Genomic DNA, 18,163 nt, shown 5'->3' on the forward strand with positions numbered 1-18,163 from the left:
AATCCAAACGCAATCGCATCATGTGGATGTGGATCATCTTTCCGTACAGCATCGAATGCTGGTAAGCCGGAAGAGTGCTAAGATTTTAGTAGCAATAGGGAAAGACCTTTTTAGCGATGGAATAAATCGTTAAAAAGGTCTTTTCTTTTGCCGTAAAAGCCCGATTAGCGAGGGCGGATTAAAGTTTCACTTTATCTTTGCATAGATGCAAGTATCAACTAGTTGTTTACCATCAGCTGAAAGATCTTCATTACGTAATATCCCTTCAAGCTCAAAGCCTAGTTTTTCAGGGATCGCACGACTTTTCGTGTTATTACATTCACATCGTATTTCAATCCTTCTAAATTTGAATAACTGAAATCCAAGGTTTGTTAACGCACGTACTGTTTCTGTCATATATCCACTGCCACTAAATTGCGTGTTAACCCAGTATCCAATTTCACCTTTAGAAACCTTCCAATTAATTCCGTGAAGGCTAGCAGTTCCAATAAAATCATGAGTCTCCTTATGATAGATAAGATAGCGAAAGCTTTCTCTTTTCAAAAAATCTATATGCGCATTTCTCAGGAGAACTTCCGTTTCTTCAACAGTAGGAATTGACTGAAATAAAGACAACCATTGCTTTAATTCACGAATTGAATCTTTAATAGCTTCATGTACTACATTACCTTCACCAGCTTGAAGTGGTGCTCGAAGAATGAGTCTGTCTGTTTCTATTTGTAACGGAACATCTAATAAAATAGGATCCATATTATTTCTCCCCTCGAAAACTTTAAATTAGGACAGAATGAAACGTATGTAAAAAACTTTCGCTCAAAAGTTAGAGAAAAATAAATATATATTCAATTCATCATTTAGAAATCCTTTTTCACATATTGAAAACGAAATCGCCAGTTGGTACAGAAAAATGGATAACAAATAGCCTAAGGTTGTTCCACTAATGCATGCGTTAAAGGGGATTGCGTGATAAAATCCGTAACAAGTGTCGTGGCAGATGAAAGTGCAAAACAAAAACGGTATACAGAAATGATGAAGAAGTTTAATGAAGTAGTAGCCAATCATCCGAGGTTAGAATCTGTACTCCTTCCAATTGGTGATGGAATGACGGTTTCTAGAGTGAAGCGATAATTATTATCTTACAAAAGTGTAATGTTCATGTCATGTTTTTGAATTTCTTCTTTGAGCCCCGGACTTTAAGATAAGAGTATAAGAAAAAACACATGAGGTGAAGGAAATGAAAAGATATATTGCACTTTTTAGTATTTTAGTTGTCTTTGCAAGTTTGTTAGTTGGTTGTGATATTAACCGTATGGGGAAAGATGAGTATTACGTTCAAATTACAGTAGATGGAAAAGAGTATAATGGTAAAGCTGATAATGGTCAGCCTTATAAAGATTACCAATATAAGCTAACTGGATTTGATAAAGAAGGTAAAGAGAAAGAATTAGAATTCACAGCTCAAAAAAACTTACGTAAAGAAGCATTCCTGCGTGTATATCATTCAGATAAAAAAGGTGTATCAGCTTGGGAAGAAGTGAAGAAAGACGAGCTTCCAGCGAAAGTGAAAGAAAAATTAGGCGTGAAATAAGACAGATAGAAAAGGAATTGACGAACAGGGTCAATTCCTTTTTTCGTTCTCAAAATCCTCTTCTGAAATGACTGTAAAGCCATGTCTTTTAAATAAAGCAGTTGTTACCCCGTAACCAGTTTGTTTATTGCCGTTAAATTCTCCAGTGTAAATCGTAGAACTACCACAAGATGGACTACGTTCTTTTAAAATAATATATTCTGGGTGTAAATCTTTAATTTGTTCTAATGCTTTATAAGCACCACGTACGAAAGCTTCTGTGATATCTTCACCGTCTTTTGTCATCACTTTCGCTTTTCCATCCAAAACGTCATCGCCATTCCCGCCTATAATTTCAGCGGAAGGACGAGGCGTTGGTAATCCTCCTAATACTTCAGGACAAATGAGGACTGTATCTTCTTTTTGCAGAAGCTCCTCAATTTTTGAAACAAGATTGTCATTCCCGTCATACCGACAAGCGATACCACCTAAACAAGCGCTAATTACGATCATATTTTCATCTCCAGTAAAAAAATATTAACTCTCACGCCAATTTTACTTCCTGCCTCTTACTTATAAGTGAGGTGATATAAATGGGAAGCTTATATAATTTAATGAAACCATATAGTGAATTTCGAAGTAAAGAAGAGTTTAATACATATCAAAAACAAGTTTTGAAGTGCTACCGATTTCAATTGAATAAAACGGATGCTATCATTATTCATTTTTTAGGAAAATATGCGGTGAATGAGAAACAAAAAACAGTAGGAGTCGCTTGTCCGTTAATGGAGACGATTGCGACGAATGTTGGAAAGAGTATTCGTACAGTACGTCGCTCAATTGCAAAATTAGAGGAATTAGGAATTATTAAGCGTGTTGCAACAAAAGAAAGACATAAGCGCGGCGGGTATAGTGCGAACTTATATGTATTTCTTACATCTGCAATTGACCGCATGGATGACCGTATGAAAATGTCCGCATGTGAAAATGAGGATCGTGCAGGTGGCTGTAATGCAATGGAGCAAAAAAATGAGGGGGAAACAATTCTTTCTAAAAACCTTCCACAAATAAAAGAGAAAAGAAAAGTAACGTACGAGCTTGATGCAACGTATTGTCGTCATGATATACCGAAGCCTTTTGTATACGCACTTGTGCCGATGACAAGTAATCCGAAGAAGATTAACATGCTGTGGAGTAAGGTGGAACTTGCCTATAAAAAAAGTGGACTATTTGAGCAAGGTGTTCTACTAGAACAAATATTAGCTGATGAAGAAGTGAACGGAAATTTCATTTGGCGCGTGAAAAGTGTTGTGAGGGCACATAAATATGGGGAAATTCGTAAAGACATTGGGGCGCTTTTATACAGTACAGTGCGAGACTTATTTTTAGAGATTGGATTAGAGTGGGGAGCGGCATTAAGGAGAAGTAAGGGGATACCGCTATTTGATCCGTTTAAAAAAGAGCCATGCGTATAATACATGACTCTTGCTTATTAATCGAATTTCCTTACAACCGGAACACGAATCGCTACAAATAGCACGAAGACGATAACAGCAATTGCGCCGCTTTTCATAACCGTTACGATTGGAATTCCCATTGCAAGTGCAATTGATGTGAATGCATAAGAAAGCGGGATAAAGCCCATGGATGATAGCATAAGTAAACTCATTACGCGCCCCATCATCTCTTCTTTTACTGTGGATTGGATCATTGCCATAAGTGGAACGATCGCCATTGCGATTGTAATACCGTAAAACATGCCGGCTAATAATGCTTGCCAAAGTACAGTGCTAAAGTTGATGGATAGGAAGAATACACCAGACAGTAGCATCATGATAATACAAAATAGACCACGCCTGCGGTTAATATTTTTTAAACCGACAATGACAGCTCCTATCGCCATCCCGCCTCCAACAGCAGCTTCTAAGTAACTAAACTGGAGTGAATCACCGTGCAGCACATTTTTGACGAAGAGCGGGAAACCAACTTGCATCGGACCGATTAAAAATAAATTTAAAAAGGCACTACAAATAAGGAAAGTTGAAAGAAATGGTGATTCTTTTACATATAAAATTCCCTCTTTAATAGAGGTAAACATGCTTTTATCTGTTTCATTTTTTTCGGACATTGTAAATTGTATTTTTTGAACGAGTATGGCCGCGATGATAAGTAGCAGGATTGTAATTGAAAAAATCGTTTCATAATTAGTAAATTTAATAAGAATCCCGCCAAGCATCGGACCTAGAATGACAGAAGCTTGATTTGTCATTTGAGTAAGTGAATTTGCTTGTGTTAAACGGCTTTTTTCTACAAGTTCAGGCAGAATAGATCCGTCTGCGGACCAGAAGAAAGCGTCAGCAAGTCCAAAGAATAAAGCGAATAAAGCAAATGTATATAGTGTTACATCACCGACGATGAACCATGTGAGAATGGTTGCGACAAGAATCGCTCGAATAATATTGGAGTAAAACATAATATTTTTTTTTGGGAATTTATCAGCTACAGCGCCGCCAACAATCATAAAAATAAGCCTTGGGACACTTAGAGCCACGAAAACAACACCGAGTGAAGCTTCAAGGTTTAATGTTTTTGCTATGTACCATGTTTGTGAAAATGTAAAAAAGGCTAAAGCAAAACTTGAAAAAAGGGTAGCTGCCCAAAGAAAAAGGAAATTCGTATTTTTTAATAGCGGTTTCGCATTTGCTTCTAAAGCAGATTTATTTTGTTGTAGTTCCTCCATATTGCTTCCTTTCTATGTGACAAATTTAAACTAAAAAACCTGTTAACAATCGTTTTATACAGTTTCTAATATTTCTATACTGCACTTTCTCATTGTAGACAATAATGTTGGATTTGCACAGTAGCTATTTAACGACAAAAAAGATGCCGAAGAGGCATCTTTTTTTAAGCTAGCGCAATATAAATATCCAATTGTACATTATTTGGATCTAACGCTCTTTCATCATAAAGCTCAAAGTCTGTTGTAAAAGCACGCTTATTTTCTTTTGACCATTGCCAAATATATTCCCAAGCTTCGCAAACGACTTCAGAAACTGGACCTTTTCTCGTTGTAAATACCGCATATGTAGCGGCAGGTATTGTTAAATTTGTCATATTTTCAGGAACATCTTCTAATGAAGAAACAGGCATGCCAATCGTAAATGTATATGTACCCGTTTCATCTGATTCGTAGTTTGAATAGAAAGCGAATGTTTCTTTAGTTTGTTGATTTGGGATGTGATGCATAATTTGTTCTTGGAAGTAGCGGTTCCAAAGTTGTGGGATTTTTCCTTCAGTAGATGCCTCTTTTTCATTTGTTGTCGTAGTTGAAACGCCAATTGCTTGGAAAGCTTCTTTTTTTACGATAATAGGTTCTTTCATTTAAAAATCTCCCTCCATTAAACAAAACGTATGTTCTGTTTTATTGTAACATATTTTGGAAGTTAATAGTGCTTTTTATTAAACAAAATAGATGAGGAAAAAAGATATAAAATGTATTTTATTTAGGGGGAGGAGAGGGGAGCACAATAACAAAAGAACTCCTTTCGTGTAAAAGGAGTTCTTTTCATTTCTATATTAAAACATACTTGAGCTATGCATAGGCTGAAGTTTTGCGTTTGGATCGAAGTAAGCTTTTGCATTGTTTACTGCTGTCGGTGCTTCACCAAAGCCGCAAGCAATGAGTTTTACTTTTCCTTCATATGTACAAATGTCACCAGCAGCATAAATGCCAGGGATATTCGTTTCCATTTTTGAATTCACGAGGATGCTGTTTTTTTGAATATCTAAGCCCCAGTTTTTAATTGGACCAAGCGAAGATACGAAGCCGTAGTTTACGATTACGTCATCAACATCGATGATAACTTTTTCTTCTGTTTTTACGTGCTGAAGAACGACTTGTTCAATTTTGTCATCACCAATAAGTTCAACTGGAACATATGGTGTACTTACTTCTGCGCGAGAATTCAGTAAGTTTTCAACGCTATGTTCATGGGCACGGAATTTATCACGGCGATGAACGATTGTAACTTTGTCAGCGATTGGTTCTAACATCATTGTCCAATCTACAGCTGAGTCGCCGCCGCCAAATACTACGACGCGTTTGCCAGCAAATTTATTCATATCATCAACAAAATAATGTAAGTTTTTCTTTTCATATTTTGCTGTATCTTCTAATTCTAAGCGGCGTGGTTGGAAAGCACCATTGCCAGCAGTAATGATAACTGATTTAGAATAGTGAGTTTGTTTATTCGTAACAAGTTTAAATATACCGTCAGCTTGTTTTTCAAGTGTATCAACAGCTTCTTCTAAGCAAACGGTTGGATCAAATTTCTTCATTTGCTCTTTTAAGTTATCAACTAACTCTTGTGCACGCACTTTCGGAAATCCAGCTACATCATAAATGTATTTTTCAGGGTAGAGTGCGGATAATTGTCCTCCAAGTTGAGGTAAGCTTTCAATGATTTTGACACTTGCTTGTCTCATACCGCCATAAAATGCTGTGAATAGTCCTGTTGGACCACCACCAATAATCGTTATGTCGTAAACTTTTTGATTTTCTGCCACTTTCCTTCCCCCCATAGATGGAATTTTGATATTGATTTCATATATTGTTCATATGTACACGAAAATCCTGCAAATGATGACACTTTCAAATAAATGATAGCATATTTGAGTTCATAATACTTCTGAAAACGACTGAATTGTGTGTAAGTTTTTGCATAGATGCTTTTTTAATTATATAAAATATAGAGAAAGGAAAATACATGAAAAAAAGGCTGAAAAACCCTTGAAAACGCTATGTTATTTTAAAATATTGATAATTCTCCAGGTGCTTGAATTCTGGTATGAAACCGACTAATATAGGGAAGTATTATGTTAAATTTCTATGACAAAATTCGTACGATTTTTTGACTGCGTTTTGTTACGATATAGAATGTGATAAATTCCACATTCTTGACAAATAGAGTTTTTAGTACTTGGTATTATTTTTCATTACTATTATATAAAGAAAAGGGTTGTGATTTGGTGAAGACTCCAAAAATCGTAGTTTTAGGTGCAGGTTATGGCGGGATGATTACGACTGTTCGTCTGCAAAAAGCATTATCTGTAAATGAAGCTGAAATTACGTTAGTAAACAACAACAGCTATCACTACCAAGCAACTTGGTTACACGAGAGCGCAGCTGGTACATTACAAGATGAAAAAATCTGTCTAGATATTCAAGACGTTATCGATACAAATAAAGTGAACTTTGTACAAGATACAGTAGTAGAAATTAAGGCTTCTGAAAAACGCATTATCTTACAGAATGGCGAATTAGAGTATGATTACTTAGTAATCGGTCTTGGTTTCGAGTCAGAAACGTTCGGCATTACAGGATTAAAAGAGCACGCATTCTCAATTGCTAACATTAATGCAACTCGTCAAATTCGTGAGCACATGGAAGCTAAATTCGCTCAATATGCAACTGAACAACGCGATGAGCTAGTAACAATCGTTGTTGGTGGTGCTGGATTTACTGGTATCGAGTACGTAGGTGAGCTTGCAAACCGTGTTCCTGAACTTTGCAAAGAGTACAATGTACCACGTGAAAAAGCACGTATCATCTGTGTAGAGGCTGCTCCAACAGCACTTCCTGGTTTTGATCCAGCATTAGTAGAATATGCTGTAAAACAACTTGAGAAAAAAGGTGTAGAATTCCGCATCGGTACAGCAATTAAAGAAGCAACTGAAGAAGGTATTATCGTTGCAAACGGTGACGATACTGAATTACTTAAGTCTGAAACAGTAGTTTGGGCTGCAGGTGTTCGTGGTAACGGTATTGTGGAAGAGTCTGGCTTTGAAGCAATGCGTGGACGTGTAAAAGTTGATGAGTACATGCACGCTCCAGGATACGAAGATGTATTCATGGTTGGTGACGCAGCGTTAATCATTAACGAAGAAATTAATCGTCCATACCCACCAACAGCGCAAATCGCAATTCAAGAAGGTTACAACATTGCACACAACTTAACTGTATTAGTTCGTGGCAAAGGCGAAATGAAAAAATTCGCATTCGACAATAAAGGATCTGTATGTTCATTAGGTCATGACGATGCAATGGGCGTTGTTATGGGTAAAAAGTTAACAGGTTGGAAAGCTTCCTTCATGAAGAAAGTCATCGATAACCGTTACCTATTCTTACTAGGTGGACCTTTATTAGTTCTTAAAAAAGGTAAATTGAAGTTATTTTAATATATAATAGAAAAAGCAGAAACGGCTATGAGCTGTTTCTGCTTTTTTGTATAGTACACGTTTTCGATATAGTAATAAAAAGAGGATGAAAAGTGAAAGGAATTAAATATAGAATAATTGCGTTTCCGAAGAAAGAAAATGCAGATTCGCGAGGCCACTGTTTCGTTTCCTTCTATATAATTCTTTAGCAAATAGTTGTAATTCATCAGATACAGAAATAGACATACAAAAACGCCATCCTTTCTGATGATTCTACAGAAAGAATAGCGTATTTTTTCATTTTAGGGGGGATTTTGTTCAACTGGAAAAGATACCCGAAATATTAAAGCAACTTTCCCTAGATAATCATCTTTACACTGATTTCACCATCGTTCTACTGAATATCAAGTTCACTGTAATAACGATGACTGCACCGATAAGGGTTGCAAATACACGGTCAAACAGAATGCTAGAATGAAACGGCTTGCCGGCTTCCATGATCAAAATAATGAGCGGAATCATGGTTGCAGAGTATACAAGATAATTTCGAACCTTTAGAAGAGGTCGAACACTTGCGAATAGCCCGATACTTATAACTAATCCCCAAACTGGTAGACTAGTTGCGAGAAGCAAGCTCGCAACAATCACGCCGATTACTGTACCAAGCACTCGTTGTGTTGTTTTGATTGGAAAGAGTTCTATTTTCCGCTGAGTAAGGATCGCTACGGTAATTGCAATCCAATAGAAGTGGTGCTCGGGCCAAAGTATTCGCAATCCCTCAGCTATACCTAGACATAATACGAGCCTGATTGGGAATTGCCAACTGGATAGGTGTGCAAGAGAATTCCACCATAGAATGATTTTTTTCGATGTTGGCTCTTTCACAGCCCCGTCCAGCGATGATTTAAAACAACGGTGTACCCAGATGCCTAGCACCAAGCTGATACTGACGGTCCAAATGGCCCCTGCTAAGATTGAAAAAATTAGTTCCATCCGGTACTCCGTCTGGTCGAACATGTTGAGGATGATAATCAGGAATATGACAAAGCGTGTTGTTGCCACCGCCAAGGCGCGACTATATCCGCCAATTAACGCAGCAAGGCTGACCAGCAGGAGCAAGACTCCGAATGTCAGAGAGCCATGTCCGAAAGAGAGAACAGCAGCAATCGCAGCGAGCATTACTGATATGAGCGCTGACGCCAACCTTTCCCCGTGATTTATAAAACTCGAACCGACTTTCACGCTACTGACTGCCAAACTGCCGACCGATGCAACAAAACCAAGATCGGGATGGCCTAGAACTGTGGCGAACAGAACAGGTCCGGCCATACCTATGCCGGCAGAAATGAGTTCTACTATTTCTACTTTGTCCTTCTTAGACCAAGAAAACAGTTGAGCTCTATATATCTTTGCGTTCATCTATAGCACCTCTTCCGACCAAAAGAGTAGGGCACAGTTTAATAATAGGCTCTTTCTTTAATCCATGGACATGTGGTGATACCTATGTCCATCAGGCTAATATTTTGAAGTATCCCCCAAATGAAAATTTTATCTTTCCAGAGTTAGTTATAATAATTCAGCTCATTCTTTTTCGATATGGGGAAATGCCAATTTTTTAAGTTGATGGCAATGGTGTATTACCCTAAGAAAGGAAAAGTCACAGTGTACTTAAAAATATAGTATAATATATAAAAAAGAAAGAATATTCTGTTCTCTCTAGTAGAGGAGGTTGCATCATGGGGAAGCGCGGGAAAGTATGGTTAGCTGTTAGTGGTTTAGTAGCTACAAAAGATGGCAGGTGGCTATTCGTTAAGAAGAAATACAGTGGATTAAAGGGGAAATGGTCGTTACCGGCTGGTTTTGTGGATGAAGGTGAGACTGTTGATGAAGCTGTGAAACGTGAAGTGTTAGAAGAGACAGGCATTGTCGCTCATGTGAAGGGAATCATTGGTGTTCGATCGGGCGTTATTCGTAATGAGATCAGTGATAATATGATTATTTTCCTTTTGGAGCCTGAAGGAGAAACTATTATTGTGCAGGAGAAGGAATTGTCTGAAGTAGCGTTTTTACATCCAGAGACTATAGCGGACGATCCAAATACGTCTGTGCTTATTCAATATTTGTTAGAAGGAAGATCAGAACTGCATCTTGAAATGGACAAAACATTAAATCCAGGAGAGCAATTTGGTTATACCGCCTATCACGTATTTACAGCGCATGCGAAGGAGAGGGAGAAAGAGTGAGTATACCGGTACTACTTATTTCAATGATGTTATTCTTTATTTTGTTTTTTGGAATTGGATTTTTACTCAACATGATTTTGCGAGCTACATGGGTCATGGTTATTGTGTATCCGATTGTTTGTATGCTTATTATTAATAATGCGAGTGTGTGGGATTATTTTTCAAAGCCAAAAGAAACATTTTCTTCATTTGGGACAAGTGTATCGCATTTAGGACAAGCAGATATGTTTATTCTATCTACCGGATTAGTAGGTGCTGCTTTAGCAGGAGTTGTAATTAAAAAACTTCGGAAAAGTGGATATCAAATGTTTTAATCTCCAATTCGTTTGGAGATTATTTTTTTGCATATTCCTTCATCGTATAGGGAATGATTAACGATGAAGGAGTGTGGAATATAAAAATGTTAAAACGATATTGTATTCGCATTACGATGACTTGTTTACTTGCACTCGCATTATGCGTAACATGGAAGGCTTTCACTGGAGTTTCTTTAGTGGAGATTTTAAAATCATATGAAGAAACGGGTGCAAAAGAAGTACATGCAGCAGAAATTGAGAGAAAAGTTGTTCCGAGTAAAGAAGTGATAAATGCTTTAGAACAGGAAAATGACTGGTCTAAATATCGTACAATTGAAATGACGGCAACTGGTTATACGTCAGGGGTGGAGTCAACTGGTAAGAGTCCGGGGCATCCGGAGTATGGTATTACATATTCAGGTGTGAAAGCGAAACGGGATTTATATTCCACAATCGCTGCGGACTTACGCGTATTTCCGATTGGAACGATTCTATTCGTGCCAGAATACGGGTATGGGGTTGTTGCTGATAAGGGCGGTGCGATAAAAGGAAACCGTCTTGATTTATATTATGATACGGTGAAAGATGTTTATAGCCAATGGGGTAAGAAAAAGGTAAATGTATACGTAGTGAAAATAGGAAATGGTAAGTTTACAGAAGAAGAGTTAACGATGTTAAATGAAGACAAAACGATGCAAGTGTTTCGGGGACAGTATTTAAAACAAAGATAGTCTAGTGGTAATCACGCTAGGCTTTTTTCTTGTCTTATTTTATCGTGGTAGAAATTATAGGAAGCTCCGCCTGGCTATAATCTCACTGTATAAGAGGTGATAGAAGTTAGAATTGTCGCATTTTATCGAAAATAAAGTTATAATAGAGGCAGAGAAATTTAGGGGGTCTGAACATGTTTCAAGTACAAAAAGAATTAGCAGGTCATGAAGCGGTAATTGTTGCTTTATTTGAAGAAGAGAAAACGAGTAGTTTTGTACAAGAACTGGACAAAGCGTTTGAAGGACAATTACAAGCTTTATTAGAAGAAAAGGAACTTTCTACGAAGAAAAAAGCCATTTCAAAAGTACATAGCTTAGGAAAAACAAATGTGAAGCGTTATTACTTTGTTGGTTTAGGTAAGAAAGAGTCTTACACGACAGAAACGTTACGTGCGGCTCTTGGTAAGACGTTTAAAACATTACAAGCAGCAAAAGTACAAGATGCAGCAATCTTACTGGATTCTTTCGTAACAGAGAAATTAGATGCGATTGATGTAGCTCATATTGCGGCAGAAGTACAAGGTCTTGGTACATATGAATTACAAACGTATAAAACAGACAAAAAGGATTGTGTAGAGTTAGAGAAGTTTACGGCTGTTACAACGAAAGATGCACAAGAAATTGAAGCAGCATTAACAGTTGGCTACGTGCATGGACGTGCAACAAATTCAGCTCGTACACTTGTAAATATGCCGCCAAACGTATTAACAGCGACGAAGCTTGCTGAGTATGCTGTTGAATTAGCGGAAAAGTATGATATGGATTATAAGGTTCTTGAGAAAGAAGAGATGGAAGACCTTGGTATGGGAGCGCTACTTGCAGTAAACCAAGGTAGTGTAGAGCCACCAAAAATGATCGCTCTTATTTATAAAGGAAAAGAAGAGTGGACAGATGTAATTGGATTTGTTGGAAAAGGGATTACATATGATACAGGTGGTTATTCTTTAAAACCACGTGAAGGTATGGTCGGTATGAAAGGTGATATGGGCGGTGCAGCTTCTGTTTTAGGCGCGATGGAAATTATCGGAGAACTTCGCCCAGAGCAAAACGTGATTGCTGTTATTCCTTCAACTGATAACGTTGTAAGTGGTACAGCATTTAAGCCAGACGATGTGATTACATCTATGAGCGGAAAAACAATTGAAGTATTAAATACAGATGCAGAAGGTCGCTTAGCGTTAGCTGACGGTATTACGTATGCGAAAAAACTTGGTGCAAACTACCTTATTGATGTTGCAACATTAACAGGTGGTGTAATTGTTGCACTTGGAAATCATACGACAGGCGCAATGACAAATAATGAAGAACTATTTGAACAAGTGTTAGAAGCTTCTATGGAAACGGATGAGCCAATTTGGCAATTACCGATTTTCGAACGCGATAAAGAACGTGTGAGAAATAGTAAATTTGCAGATTTAAATAACTCACCAGGCCGTGAAGGACATGCAGTGATGGCTGGTACATTCTTAGGTGAATTTGCAGAAGATACACCTTGGGTACATTTAGATATCGCTGGAACATCTGAAACAACAGGAGCGCATGATTTAGGACCATCTGGCGCAACAGGTGCAATGGTACGTACACTGGCAACACTTGTTGAACGTTTTGGAGAAGAATAAAATTATGTAAGAAGGCTGTTCCAAAACTTTGGAACAGCCTTCACTTATTATATTTACTTATAAAGAAATCGTATATAAAGTCCCATTTAAAGCAAAGGAAGTGCGTCCTGTTTCTTCAGAGACAACTAATATAAGTGCATCGCTTTGTTCTGATAAGCCAATTGCAGCTCGGTGACGTGTTCCTAGCTCAGGATTAACTTCTGTGCTTTTCGTTAATGGAAGAATATTAGCTGCTGAAACAATATGATTATTTTTAACGAGAACAGCTCCGTCATGAAGAGGGTTACCTGGATAAAAAATGGATTCGAGCAATGGAGCGGTTAAATGAGCGTTTAATGTTGTGCCCGTTTGAATACAAGATTCAAGCGTCTCGTTTCGTTCTACAACAATAAGGGCACCATGCTTTCGGGCGCTTAAATGTTGGACAGCTGTTGTGATAAACTGTGAGCTTTCCGTATAAGGTGATAAATACGCCTGAATATAGTATGTAGCTGCCAGTGTTTGTACATTTGCTAACATATGATGAATATCTTCCATTTTGCACAAAATACATTCATCTTCTTTATCGATTGCTTGTCTCATAATCGATAGTTCTTTTTCAGCAACTTCAATCATTTGTTTTGTTTGTATTTTGAGCTCTTTTGACAAGCCCCATTCTTGCATAATCCTCATTCCCTTTGGTGGAGTATTTAACCATAGTGTATACAAATATTCCTAGTAAAATCCTGTTAGATTTTAAAAAATATTGAGATACAGGTTGCTTTTTTCATATAATGAAGGTAAGACATGTGAGAGGAGATAAAAGTATGAATTGGAAACAAGAATTTAGTCGCTGGCTTTCATATGCAGAATTAGACGCAGAATTAAAAGAACAGCTAGAAAACATGAAGCAAGATGAGAAGAAAATCGAGGATAGCTTTTATAAAAATTTAGAGTTCGGTACAGGTGGTATGCGTGGTGAACTTGGTGCTGGTACGAACCGTTTAAATGTATATACAGTTCGTAAAGCGACACAAGGATTAGCGAAATTTATTGAAAAATCAGGGGAAGAAGCGAAAAAGCGCGGTGTTGTTGTAGCGTATGATTCTCGTCATAAATCACCTGAGTTTGCAATGGAAGTAGCTGCTACACTTGGTGCACACGGTATCACTACATATGTGTTTGAAAGCCTACGTCCAACGCCAGTGCTTTCTTTCGCAGTTCGTCATTTACATACAGTAAGTGGAATCGTTCTTACGGCAAGCCATAATCCGCCCGAATATAACGGATATAAAGTGTACGGTGAAGATGGTGGACAGTTGCCTCCAAAAGAAGCTGATGAGTTAATTAGCTACGTAAACGCAGTAGAAGATGAATTAACAGTTGAAGTAGCTGATGTAGAGCAATTAAAAGCTGACGGTTTATTACATATCATTGGACAAGAAGTAGATGATGCATATGCTACAGAATTGAACAATGTCATTATTAATAAAGAAATGGTACAAAAGGTTGGTAAAGATTTAAAAATCGTCTTTACACCATTACACGGAACATCAAATGTTTCTGTGCGCCGTGGTTTAGAAGAAGTTGGATTTACAGATGTAACGGTTGTAAAAGAGCAAGAGTTACCAGATCCAAACTTTTCTACAGTAAAATCACCGAACCCAGAAGAACATGCTGCTTTTGAGTATGCGATTCGTGACGGTGAAAAAATTGAAGCCGATGTGTTAATCGCAACGGATCCTGATGCAGACCGCCTTGGTGTAGCAGTTCGTAATCATGATGGTGAGTTCCAAGTATTAACTGGAAACCAAACAGGTGCATTAATGCTTGATTACTTATTATCTCAAAAGAAAGAAAACGGAACACTTCCAGAGAACGGTGTTGTATTAAAAACAATCGTAACGTCTGAAATTGGCCGTACAATTGCGAAGGCATACGATTTAGATACGGTTGATACGTTAACTGGATTTAAATTTATCGGTGAGAAAATTAAACAGTATGAAGAAAGCGGACAATATGAATTCCAATTCGGTTATGAGGAAAGCTATGGTTATTTAATCCGCCCATTCTGCCGCGATAAAGATGCGGTACAATCTGTTCTATTTGCATGTGAAGTAGCCGCATACTACAAATCACAAGGTAAAACGTTATACGATGGTCTATTAGAAGTATTTGAGAAGTACGGTTTCTTCCGTGAAGATCTTGTATCATTAACGTTAAAAGGGAAAGACGGAGCGGAACAAATCCAAGAGATGATGGCGACATTCCGTGAAAATCCTCCGAAGGAAGTAGCTGGCTTAACAGTCGTAGCGGTTGAAGATTATAAAGCGAGCATCGTTACATCTTTACAAGATGGACATAAAGAAGAGATTCACTTACCGAAATCAAATGTGTTAAAATATCAATTAGAGGATGGTTCGTGGTTCTGCCTACGTCCATCTGGAACTGAACCGAAGATCAAGTTCTACTTTGGTGTAAAAGATAATTCTTTACAAAATAGTGAACAAAAGTTACTTACTATTAAAGAAGATATAATGAATCGTTTATAATATAAGGTAATTTTAAGTAGTAGGGAATAAAAGGGAGTGAAATCTCCCTTTTGTTTTATGTAAGGAAATGATCGTTATTGATTCTGACAGAAGAGAGGGTATTTTGTGATGAAAAAAGTAAGAAAAGCCATAATCCCAGCAGCTGGATTAGGAACACGTTTTTTACCAGCAACAAAAGCAATGCCAAAAGAAATGTTACCGATAGTAGATAAACCAACTATCCAATACATCGTAGAAGAAGCAATACAATCAGGAATCGAAGATATTATTATCGTTACTGGTAAAACGAAGCGCTCTATTGAAGATCATTTTGATAATGCATTTGAGTTAGAGCAAAACTTATTAGAAAAGAAAAAGTATGAGTTACTTGAAAAAGTACAGGCTTCTTCAAAAATGGTAGACATTCATTATATTCGTCAAAAAGAACCAAGAGGATTAGGACACGCTGTTTGGTGTGCACGTAAATTCATCGGTGATGAGCCATTTGCTGTTTTACTAGGTGATGATATCGTTCAAGCTGAAAAGCCATGCTTACGTCAATTAATCGAAGAATATGATAAAACGCTTTCTTCTGTAATTGGTGTGCAAACTGTTCCGGAAACAGAAACACACCGCTATGGAATTATTGATCCATTAGAGCAGGAAGGACGTCGTTACCAAGTTCGTAATTTCGTTGAGAAACCAGCAGCAGGTACAGCGCCTTCAAACTTAGCAATTATGGGACGTTACGTCTTAACGCCTGAAATTTTCATGTTCTTAGAACAGCAAAATGTCGGTGCCGGCGGTGAAATTCAGCTAACAGATGCAATCCAAAACTTAAATGAAATTCAACGTGTATTCGCTTACGATTTCGAAGGAAAACGCTACGACGTAGGTGAAAAGTTAGGATTCGTTCAAACGACAATCGAAATGGCCCTGCAACACCCAGAATTACGTGGTGACATGGTTACAATGATGAAGAGAATTTTAGAAGAACAAACAAATCAAGAGTCTTAATATAAAAAAAGAGTTATCTCAGTATACTGAGATAACTCTTTTTTATTATGAAATTGTCGAATGAGAATGCTGATAAGCAGAGCGACGTACAGCATAGTATATGCGAGGTGCGATAATAGCACCGATAATTGTAAATACAATATCCTTTACTGCAAACCACATCATAATCATCCAAGCAGCTTTATAGCTCATATTACCGCCCATGAAGAGACTGACCGCCCCGTACATGTAAGTAGTACCGATAATATAAGTTAAAATAATTCCAGTGAAAGAGGCAATCGCAAATGTACTGAATGTTGGTCTTTCTTTTTGTTCTACTAATTTTCCTGATACGTAAGCAACAATAATAAATGCGATAATAAAACCACCAGTAGGATCTAAAAGTGCCCCGAATCCAGCTTTGAAGTTAGCGAAGATTGGTGCACCGGCTACGCCAACGAGCATATATACTGTCATGGATAATGCACCAAGTCTACTTCCAAGAAGAAGTCCTGCTAAAATCGCGAAAAATGGTTGCATAGATAATGGGACGCCCGCTACTTGCAGGAATGGTGCCCAAGAAACAATATTTGCACCGATGGCCATAAGAGCAACGAACATGGCAGCTAATGCTAAATCTAAAACGTGAAATCTTCTCATAATGTTAACCTCCTGTTGTTTTTAGGTTAACATTATCGTAGCGAAAATATTTACTTGTTGTCAATCAAAATATTTTGATAAGAAGGCTTTATATAGTCTCTTAGCAACGTATACGGAATACGAAATTGCGGAATTCCACTTGAGTAAGGAGCAATCTCATATAAAGGGAAATAAATTACGAGATTGTCCGGTTCTAAAAAGAAGTGGAACTTTATAGCGCTCATTACTTTTTCCGTTGCATCAGGAAAATAAATGCTTTCGTTTTGTTTAATTTGTTTTACAATCTCTGCGCGTATTACTTCTTTGTATTTATCTTCTTGTTGAAATAAATCGTCTAAGTGTAGTAACTTTTTTTCGTTTAAATCAAATGTGTTTGCCTTCCACGTATAAAGACCGTGTGCGCCGCCTGTATATTGATAGTAATTCACATATAAGCTGAGAAAAGGTGGTTTATTTAAGGAGACTTTATAATCAACATTTGCCACGTACGGATGAAATGGTGTACTAGATCCTTCTGTTTCTTCATAATATTTTTTTGCATCTTTTTCTAACTTGTTTTTAAACTTGTCAGTAGATTTTTTGTAATAGAAATTGAGCTTGTTTTGAAATTTAGAATCGGAAAAGTTGTGAAAGGAAGGCCTGTTAATTTGATATTCTATATAAGGTTTCTTACCTTTTTGCGTGACAGTCTTAACATCGATTGTCAGGTTGGATGCTTTGGCTGTTATTGCACAATTTGGTACAATAGTCAGCAAGGAGAACATAAGCAGTAATATACAAAATTTCTGTTTCATTTAGGTGAAACCTCCTTATACGAGTGTTATAGGTAGTTTGAAAATAAATAGGTAAAATTATACATTAAATTAGAGTGAGAGAAGGGGGAAACGATATGGCAAAAACTTTAATGGATTCGCTTGGAATTGAGTTGTTAGAGATGACAGAAGATAAGGTGGTTGCTACGATGCCTGTTGATGGGCGTACGCATCAGCCGTTTGGATTTTTACATGGTGGTGCCTCTGTTGCATTAGCTGAAACAGTAGCAAGTGTCGGTTCATACAATTTAATTGATCAAGAGAAATGTATTTGTTTCGGATTAGAAATTAATGCAAACCACATTCGCTCAAAGAAAGATGGAATTGTAACAGCGATCGGAACACCAATACATAGAGGACAATCGACAATGGTTTGGGATGTTCGCATTATTGATGAAAATGATGATTTACTATGTATATCAAGATGTACAGTAGCAATTAAAGAGAAACGTGAAAAGTAAAAAAGAGGCTGCT

At 37.4% G+C, this 18,163-nt stretch carries 20 protein-coding genes and 1 pseudogene; 12 read left to right on the plus strand and 9 right to left on the minus strand.

Features of this window, described 5'->3' with window-relative positions; translation table 11 throughout:
- Positions 1-81, plus strand: a pseudogene (locus COC96_RS25405) (iron-sulfur cluster assembly accessory protein); the annotation flags it as partial.
- A gap of 105 nt (positions 82-186) precedes the next feature.
- Here the strand turns inward: COC96_RS25405 and COC96_RS25410 are convergent.
- The gene (locus COC96_RS25410; protein ID WP_098268396.1) at positions 187-750 is read right to left on the minus strand and encodes a GNAT family N-acetyltransferase; all 564 of its coding nucleotides are present in this window, start codon (positions 748-750) and stop codon (positions 187-189) included.
- A gap of 213 nt (positions 751-963) precedes the next feature.
- Between COC96_RS25410 and COC96_RS25415 the strand changes: the two genes are divergently transcribed.
- Together COC96_RS25415 and COC96_RS25420 are read left to right on the plus strand one after the other, a co-directional pair.
- Entirely contained in the window at positions 964-1,128 is a 165-nt protein-coding gene (locus tag COC96_RS25415) for a methyltransferase (protein ID WP_098268397.1), read from the plus strand.
- Between the two features lie 106 nt (positions 1,129-1,234).
- Positions 1,235-1,588 carry a YxeA family protein gene (locus tag COC96_RS25420; RefSeq protein WP_088232149.1) on the plus strand — a complete coding sequence of 118 codons (354 nt, stop codon included), beginning with the start codon at positions 1,235-1,237 and terminating at the stop codon, positions 1,586-1,588.
- Between the two features lie 30 nt (positions 1,589-1,618).
- On the opposite strand, the gene COC96_RS25425 is transcribed toward COC96_RS25420, so the two are convergent.
- The gene (locus COC96_RS25425; protein ID WP_098268398.1) at positions 1,619-2,080 is read right to left on the minus strand and encodes a DUF523 domain-containing protein; all 462 of its coding nucleotides are present in this window, start codon (positions 2,078-2,080) and stop codon (positions 1,619-1,621) included.
- Between the two features lie 80 nt (positions 2,081-2,160).
- Here COC96_RS25425 and COC96_RS25430 point away from each other — a divergent pair, with 80 nt between their 5' ends.
- Positions 2,161-3,042, plus strand: coding sequence for a helix-turn-helix domain-containing protein (locus COC96_RS25430; protein WP_098769624.1), 882 nt, complete (start codon positions 2,161-2,163; stop codon positions 3,040-3,042).
- Positions 3,043-3,059: 17 nt separating this feature from the next.
- On the opposite strand, the gene COC96_RS25435 is transcribed toward COC96_RS25430, so the two are convergent.
- From COC96_RS25435 to COC96_RS25445, 3 genes are all read right to left on the minus strand, one after another.
- The gene (locus COC96_RS25435) at positions 3,060-4,307 is read right to left on the minus strand and encodes an MFS transporter (RefSeq protein ID WP_098268400.1); all 1,248 of its coding nucleotides are present in this window, start codon (positions 4,305-4,307) and stop codon (positions 3,060-3,062) included.
- Positions 4,308-4,471: 164 nt separating this feature from the next.
- Positions 4,472-4,948, minus strand: coding sequence for a GyrI-like domain-containing protein (locus COC96_RS25440; RefSeq protein ID WP_097904293.1), 477 nt, complete (start codon positions 4,946-4,948; stop codon positions 4,472-4,474).
- Positions 4,949-5,143: 195 nt separating this feature from the next.
- Positions 5,144-6,133: an NAD(P)/FAD-dependent oxidoreductase gene (locus COC96_RS25445; RefSeq protein WP_141536146.1), complete on the minus strand. Its 990-nt coding sequence runs from the start codon at positions 6,131-6,133 to the stop codon at positions 5,144-5,146.
- Between the two features lie 462 nt (positions 6,134-6,595).
- Here COC96_RS25445 and COC96_RS25450 point away from each other — a divergent pair, with 462 nt between their 5' ends.
- Complete coding sequence (locus COC96_RS25450) at positions 6,596-7,804, plus strand: NAD(P)/FAD-dependent oxidoreductase (RefSeq protein WP_141536145.1); 1,209 nt, start codon at positions 6,596-6,598, stop codon at positions 7,802-7,804.
- Positions 7,805-8,155: 351 nt separating this feature from the next.
- On the opposite strand, the gene COC96_RS25455 is transcribed toward COC96_RS25450, so the two are convergent.
- Positions 8,156-9,202, minus strand: coding sequence for an FUSC family protein (locus COC96_RS25455; protein WP_098268403.1), 1,047 nt, complete (start codon positions 9,200-9,202; stop codon positions 8,156-8,158).
- Between the two features lie 317 nt (positions 9,203-9,519).
- Between COC96_RS25455 and COC96_RS25460 the strand changes: the two genes are divergently transcribed.
- The 4 genes from COC96_RS25460 (at position 9,520) to pepA (ending at position 12,711) form a co-directional block, all read left to right on the plus strand.
- A complete protein-coding gene (locus tag COC96_RS25460) occupies positions 9,520-10,026 on the plus strand; it encodes an NUDIX hydrolase (protein ID WP_098268404.1) in 507 nt (168 codons plus the stop codon).
- Positions 10,023-10,340 carry a YuiB family protein gene (locus COC96_RS25465; RefSeq protein WP_097904298.1) on the plus strand — a complete coding sequence of 106 codons (318 nt, stop codon included), beginning with the start codon at positions 10,023-10,025 and terminating at the stop codon, positions 10,338-10,340. Before COC96_RS25460 ends, COC96_RS25465 begins: the two co-directional genes overlap by 4 nt.
- A gap of 86 nt (positions 10,341-10,426) precedes the next feature.
- Positions 10,427-11,053 (plus strand): 3D domain-containing protein, encoded by a 627-nt coding sequence (locus tag COC96_RS25470; RefSeq protein ID WP_141536147.1) that lies wholly within the window; start codon positions 10,427-10,429, stop codon positions 11,051-11,053.
- Between the two features lie 173 nt (positions 11,054-11,226).
- A complete protein-coding gene (gene pepA, locus COC96_RS25475; RefSeq protein ID WP_098769626.1) occupies positions 11,227-12,711 on the plus strand; it encodes a cytosol aminopeptidase in 1,485 nt (494 codons plus the stop codon).
- 57 nt (positions 12,712-12,768) lie between these two features.
- Here pepA and cdaS read toward each other — a convergent pair whose 3' ends face one another.
- A complete protein-coding gene (gene cdaS, locus COC96_RS25480; protein ID WP_097904301.1) occupies positions 12,769-13,374 on the minus strand; it encodes a sporulation-specific diadenylate cyclase CdaS in 606 nt (201 codons plus the stop codon).
- 143 nt (positions 13,375-13,517) lie between these two features.
- Between cdaS and COC96_RS25485 the strand changes: the two genes are divergently transcribed.
- Positions 13,518-15,242 (plus strand): phospho-sugar mutase, encoded by a 1,725-nt coding sequence (locus COC96_RS25485; RefSeq protein WP_098769628.1) that lies wholly within the window; start codon positions 13,518-13,520, stop codon positions 15,240-15,242.
- A gap of 108 nt (positions 15,243-15,350) precedes the next feature.
- Positions 15,351-16,238, plus strand: a complete 888-nt coding sequence (gene galU, locus COC96_RS25490; protein WP_098268426.1) for a UTP--glucose-1-phosphate uridylyltransferase GalU — start codon at positions 15,351-15,353, stop codon at positions 16,236-16,238.
- A 45-nt stretch (positions 16,239-16,283) separates the two neighbouring features.
- On the opposite strand, the gene COC96_RS25495 is transcribed toward galU, so the two are convergent.
- Positions 16,284-16,877 (minus strand): biotin transporter BioY, encoded by a 594-nt coding sequence (locus COC96_RS25495; RefSeq protein WP_098769630.1) that lies wholly within the window; start codon positions 16,875-16,877, stop codon positions 16,284-16,286.
- A gap of 50 nt (positions 16,878-16,927) precedes the next feature.
- Positions 16,928-17,671, minus strand: a complete 744-nt coding sequence (locus COC96_RS25500) for a DUF3298 and DUF4163 domain-containing protein (protein WP_098268408.1) — start codon at positions 17,669-17,671, stop codon at positions 16,928-16,930.
- A gap of 95 nt (positions 17,672-17,766) precedes the next feature.
- On the opposite strand from COC96_RS25500, the gene COC96_RS25505 reads away from it, so the two are divergent.
- Positions 17,767-18,150 carry a hotdog fold thioesterase gene (locus COC96_RS25505; protein WP_098268409.1) on the plus strand — a complete coding sequence of 128 codons (384 nt, stop codon included), beginning with the start codon at positions 17,767-17,769 and terminating at the stop codon, positions 18,148-18,150.
- The last annotated feature ends 13 nt before the right edge of the window (positions 18,151-18,163 follow it).

The organism is Bacillus cereus, from assembly GCF_002577405.1.
Lineage (GTDB): Bacteria > Bacillota > Bacilli > Bacillales > Bacillaceae_G > Bacillus_A > Bacillus_A cereus_AU.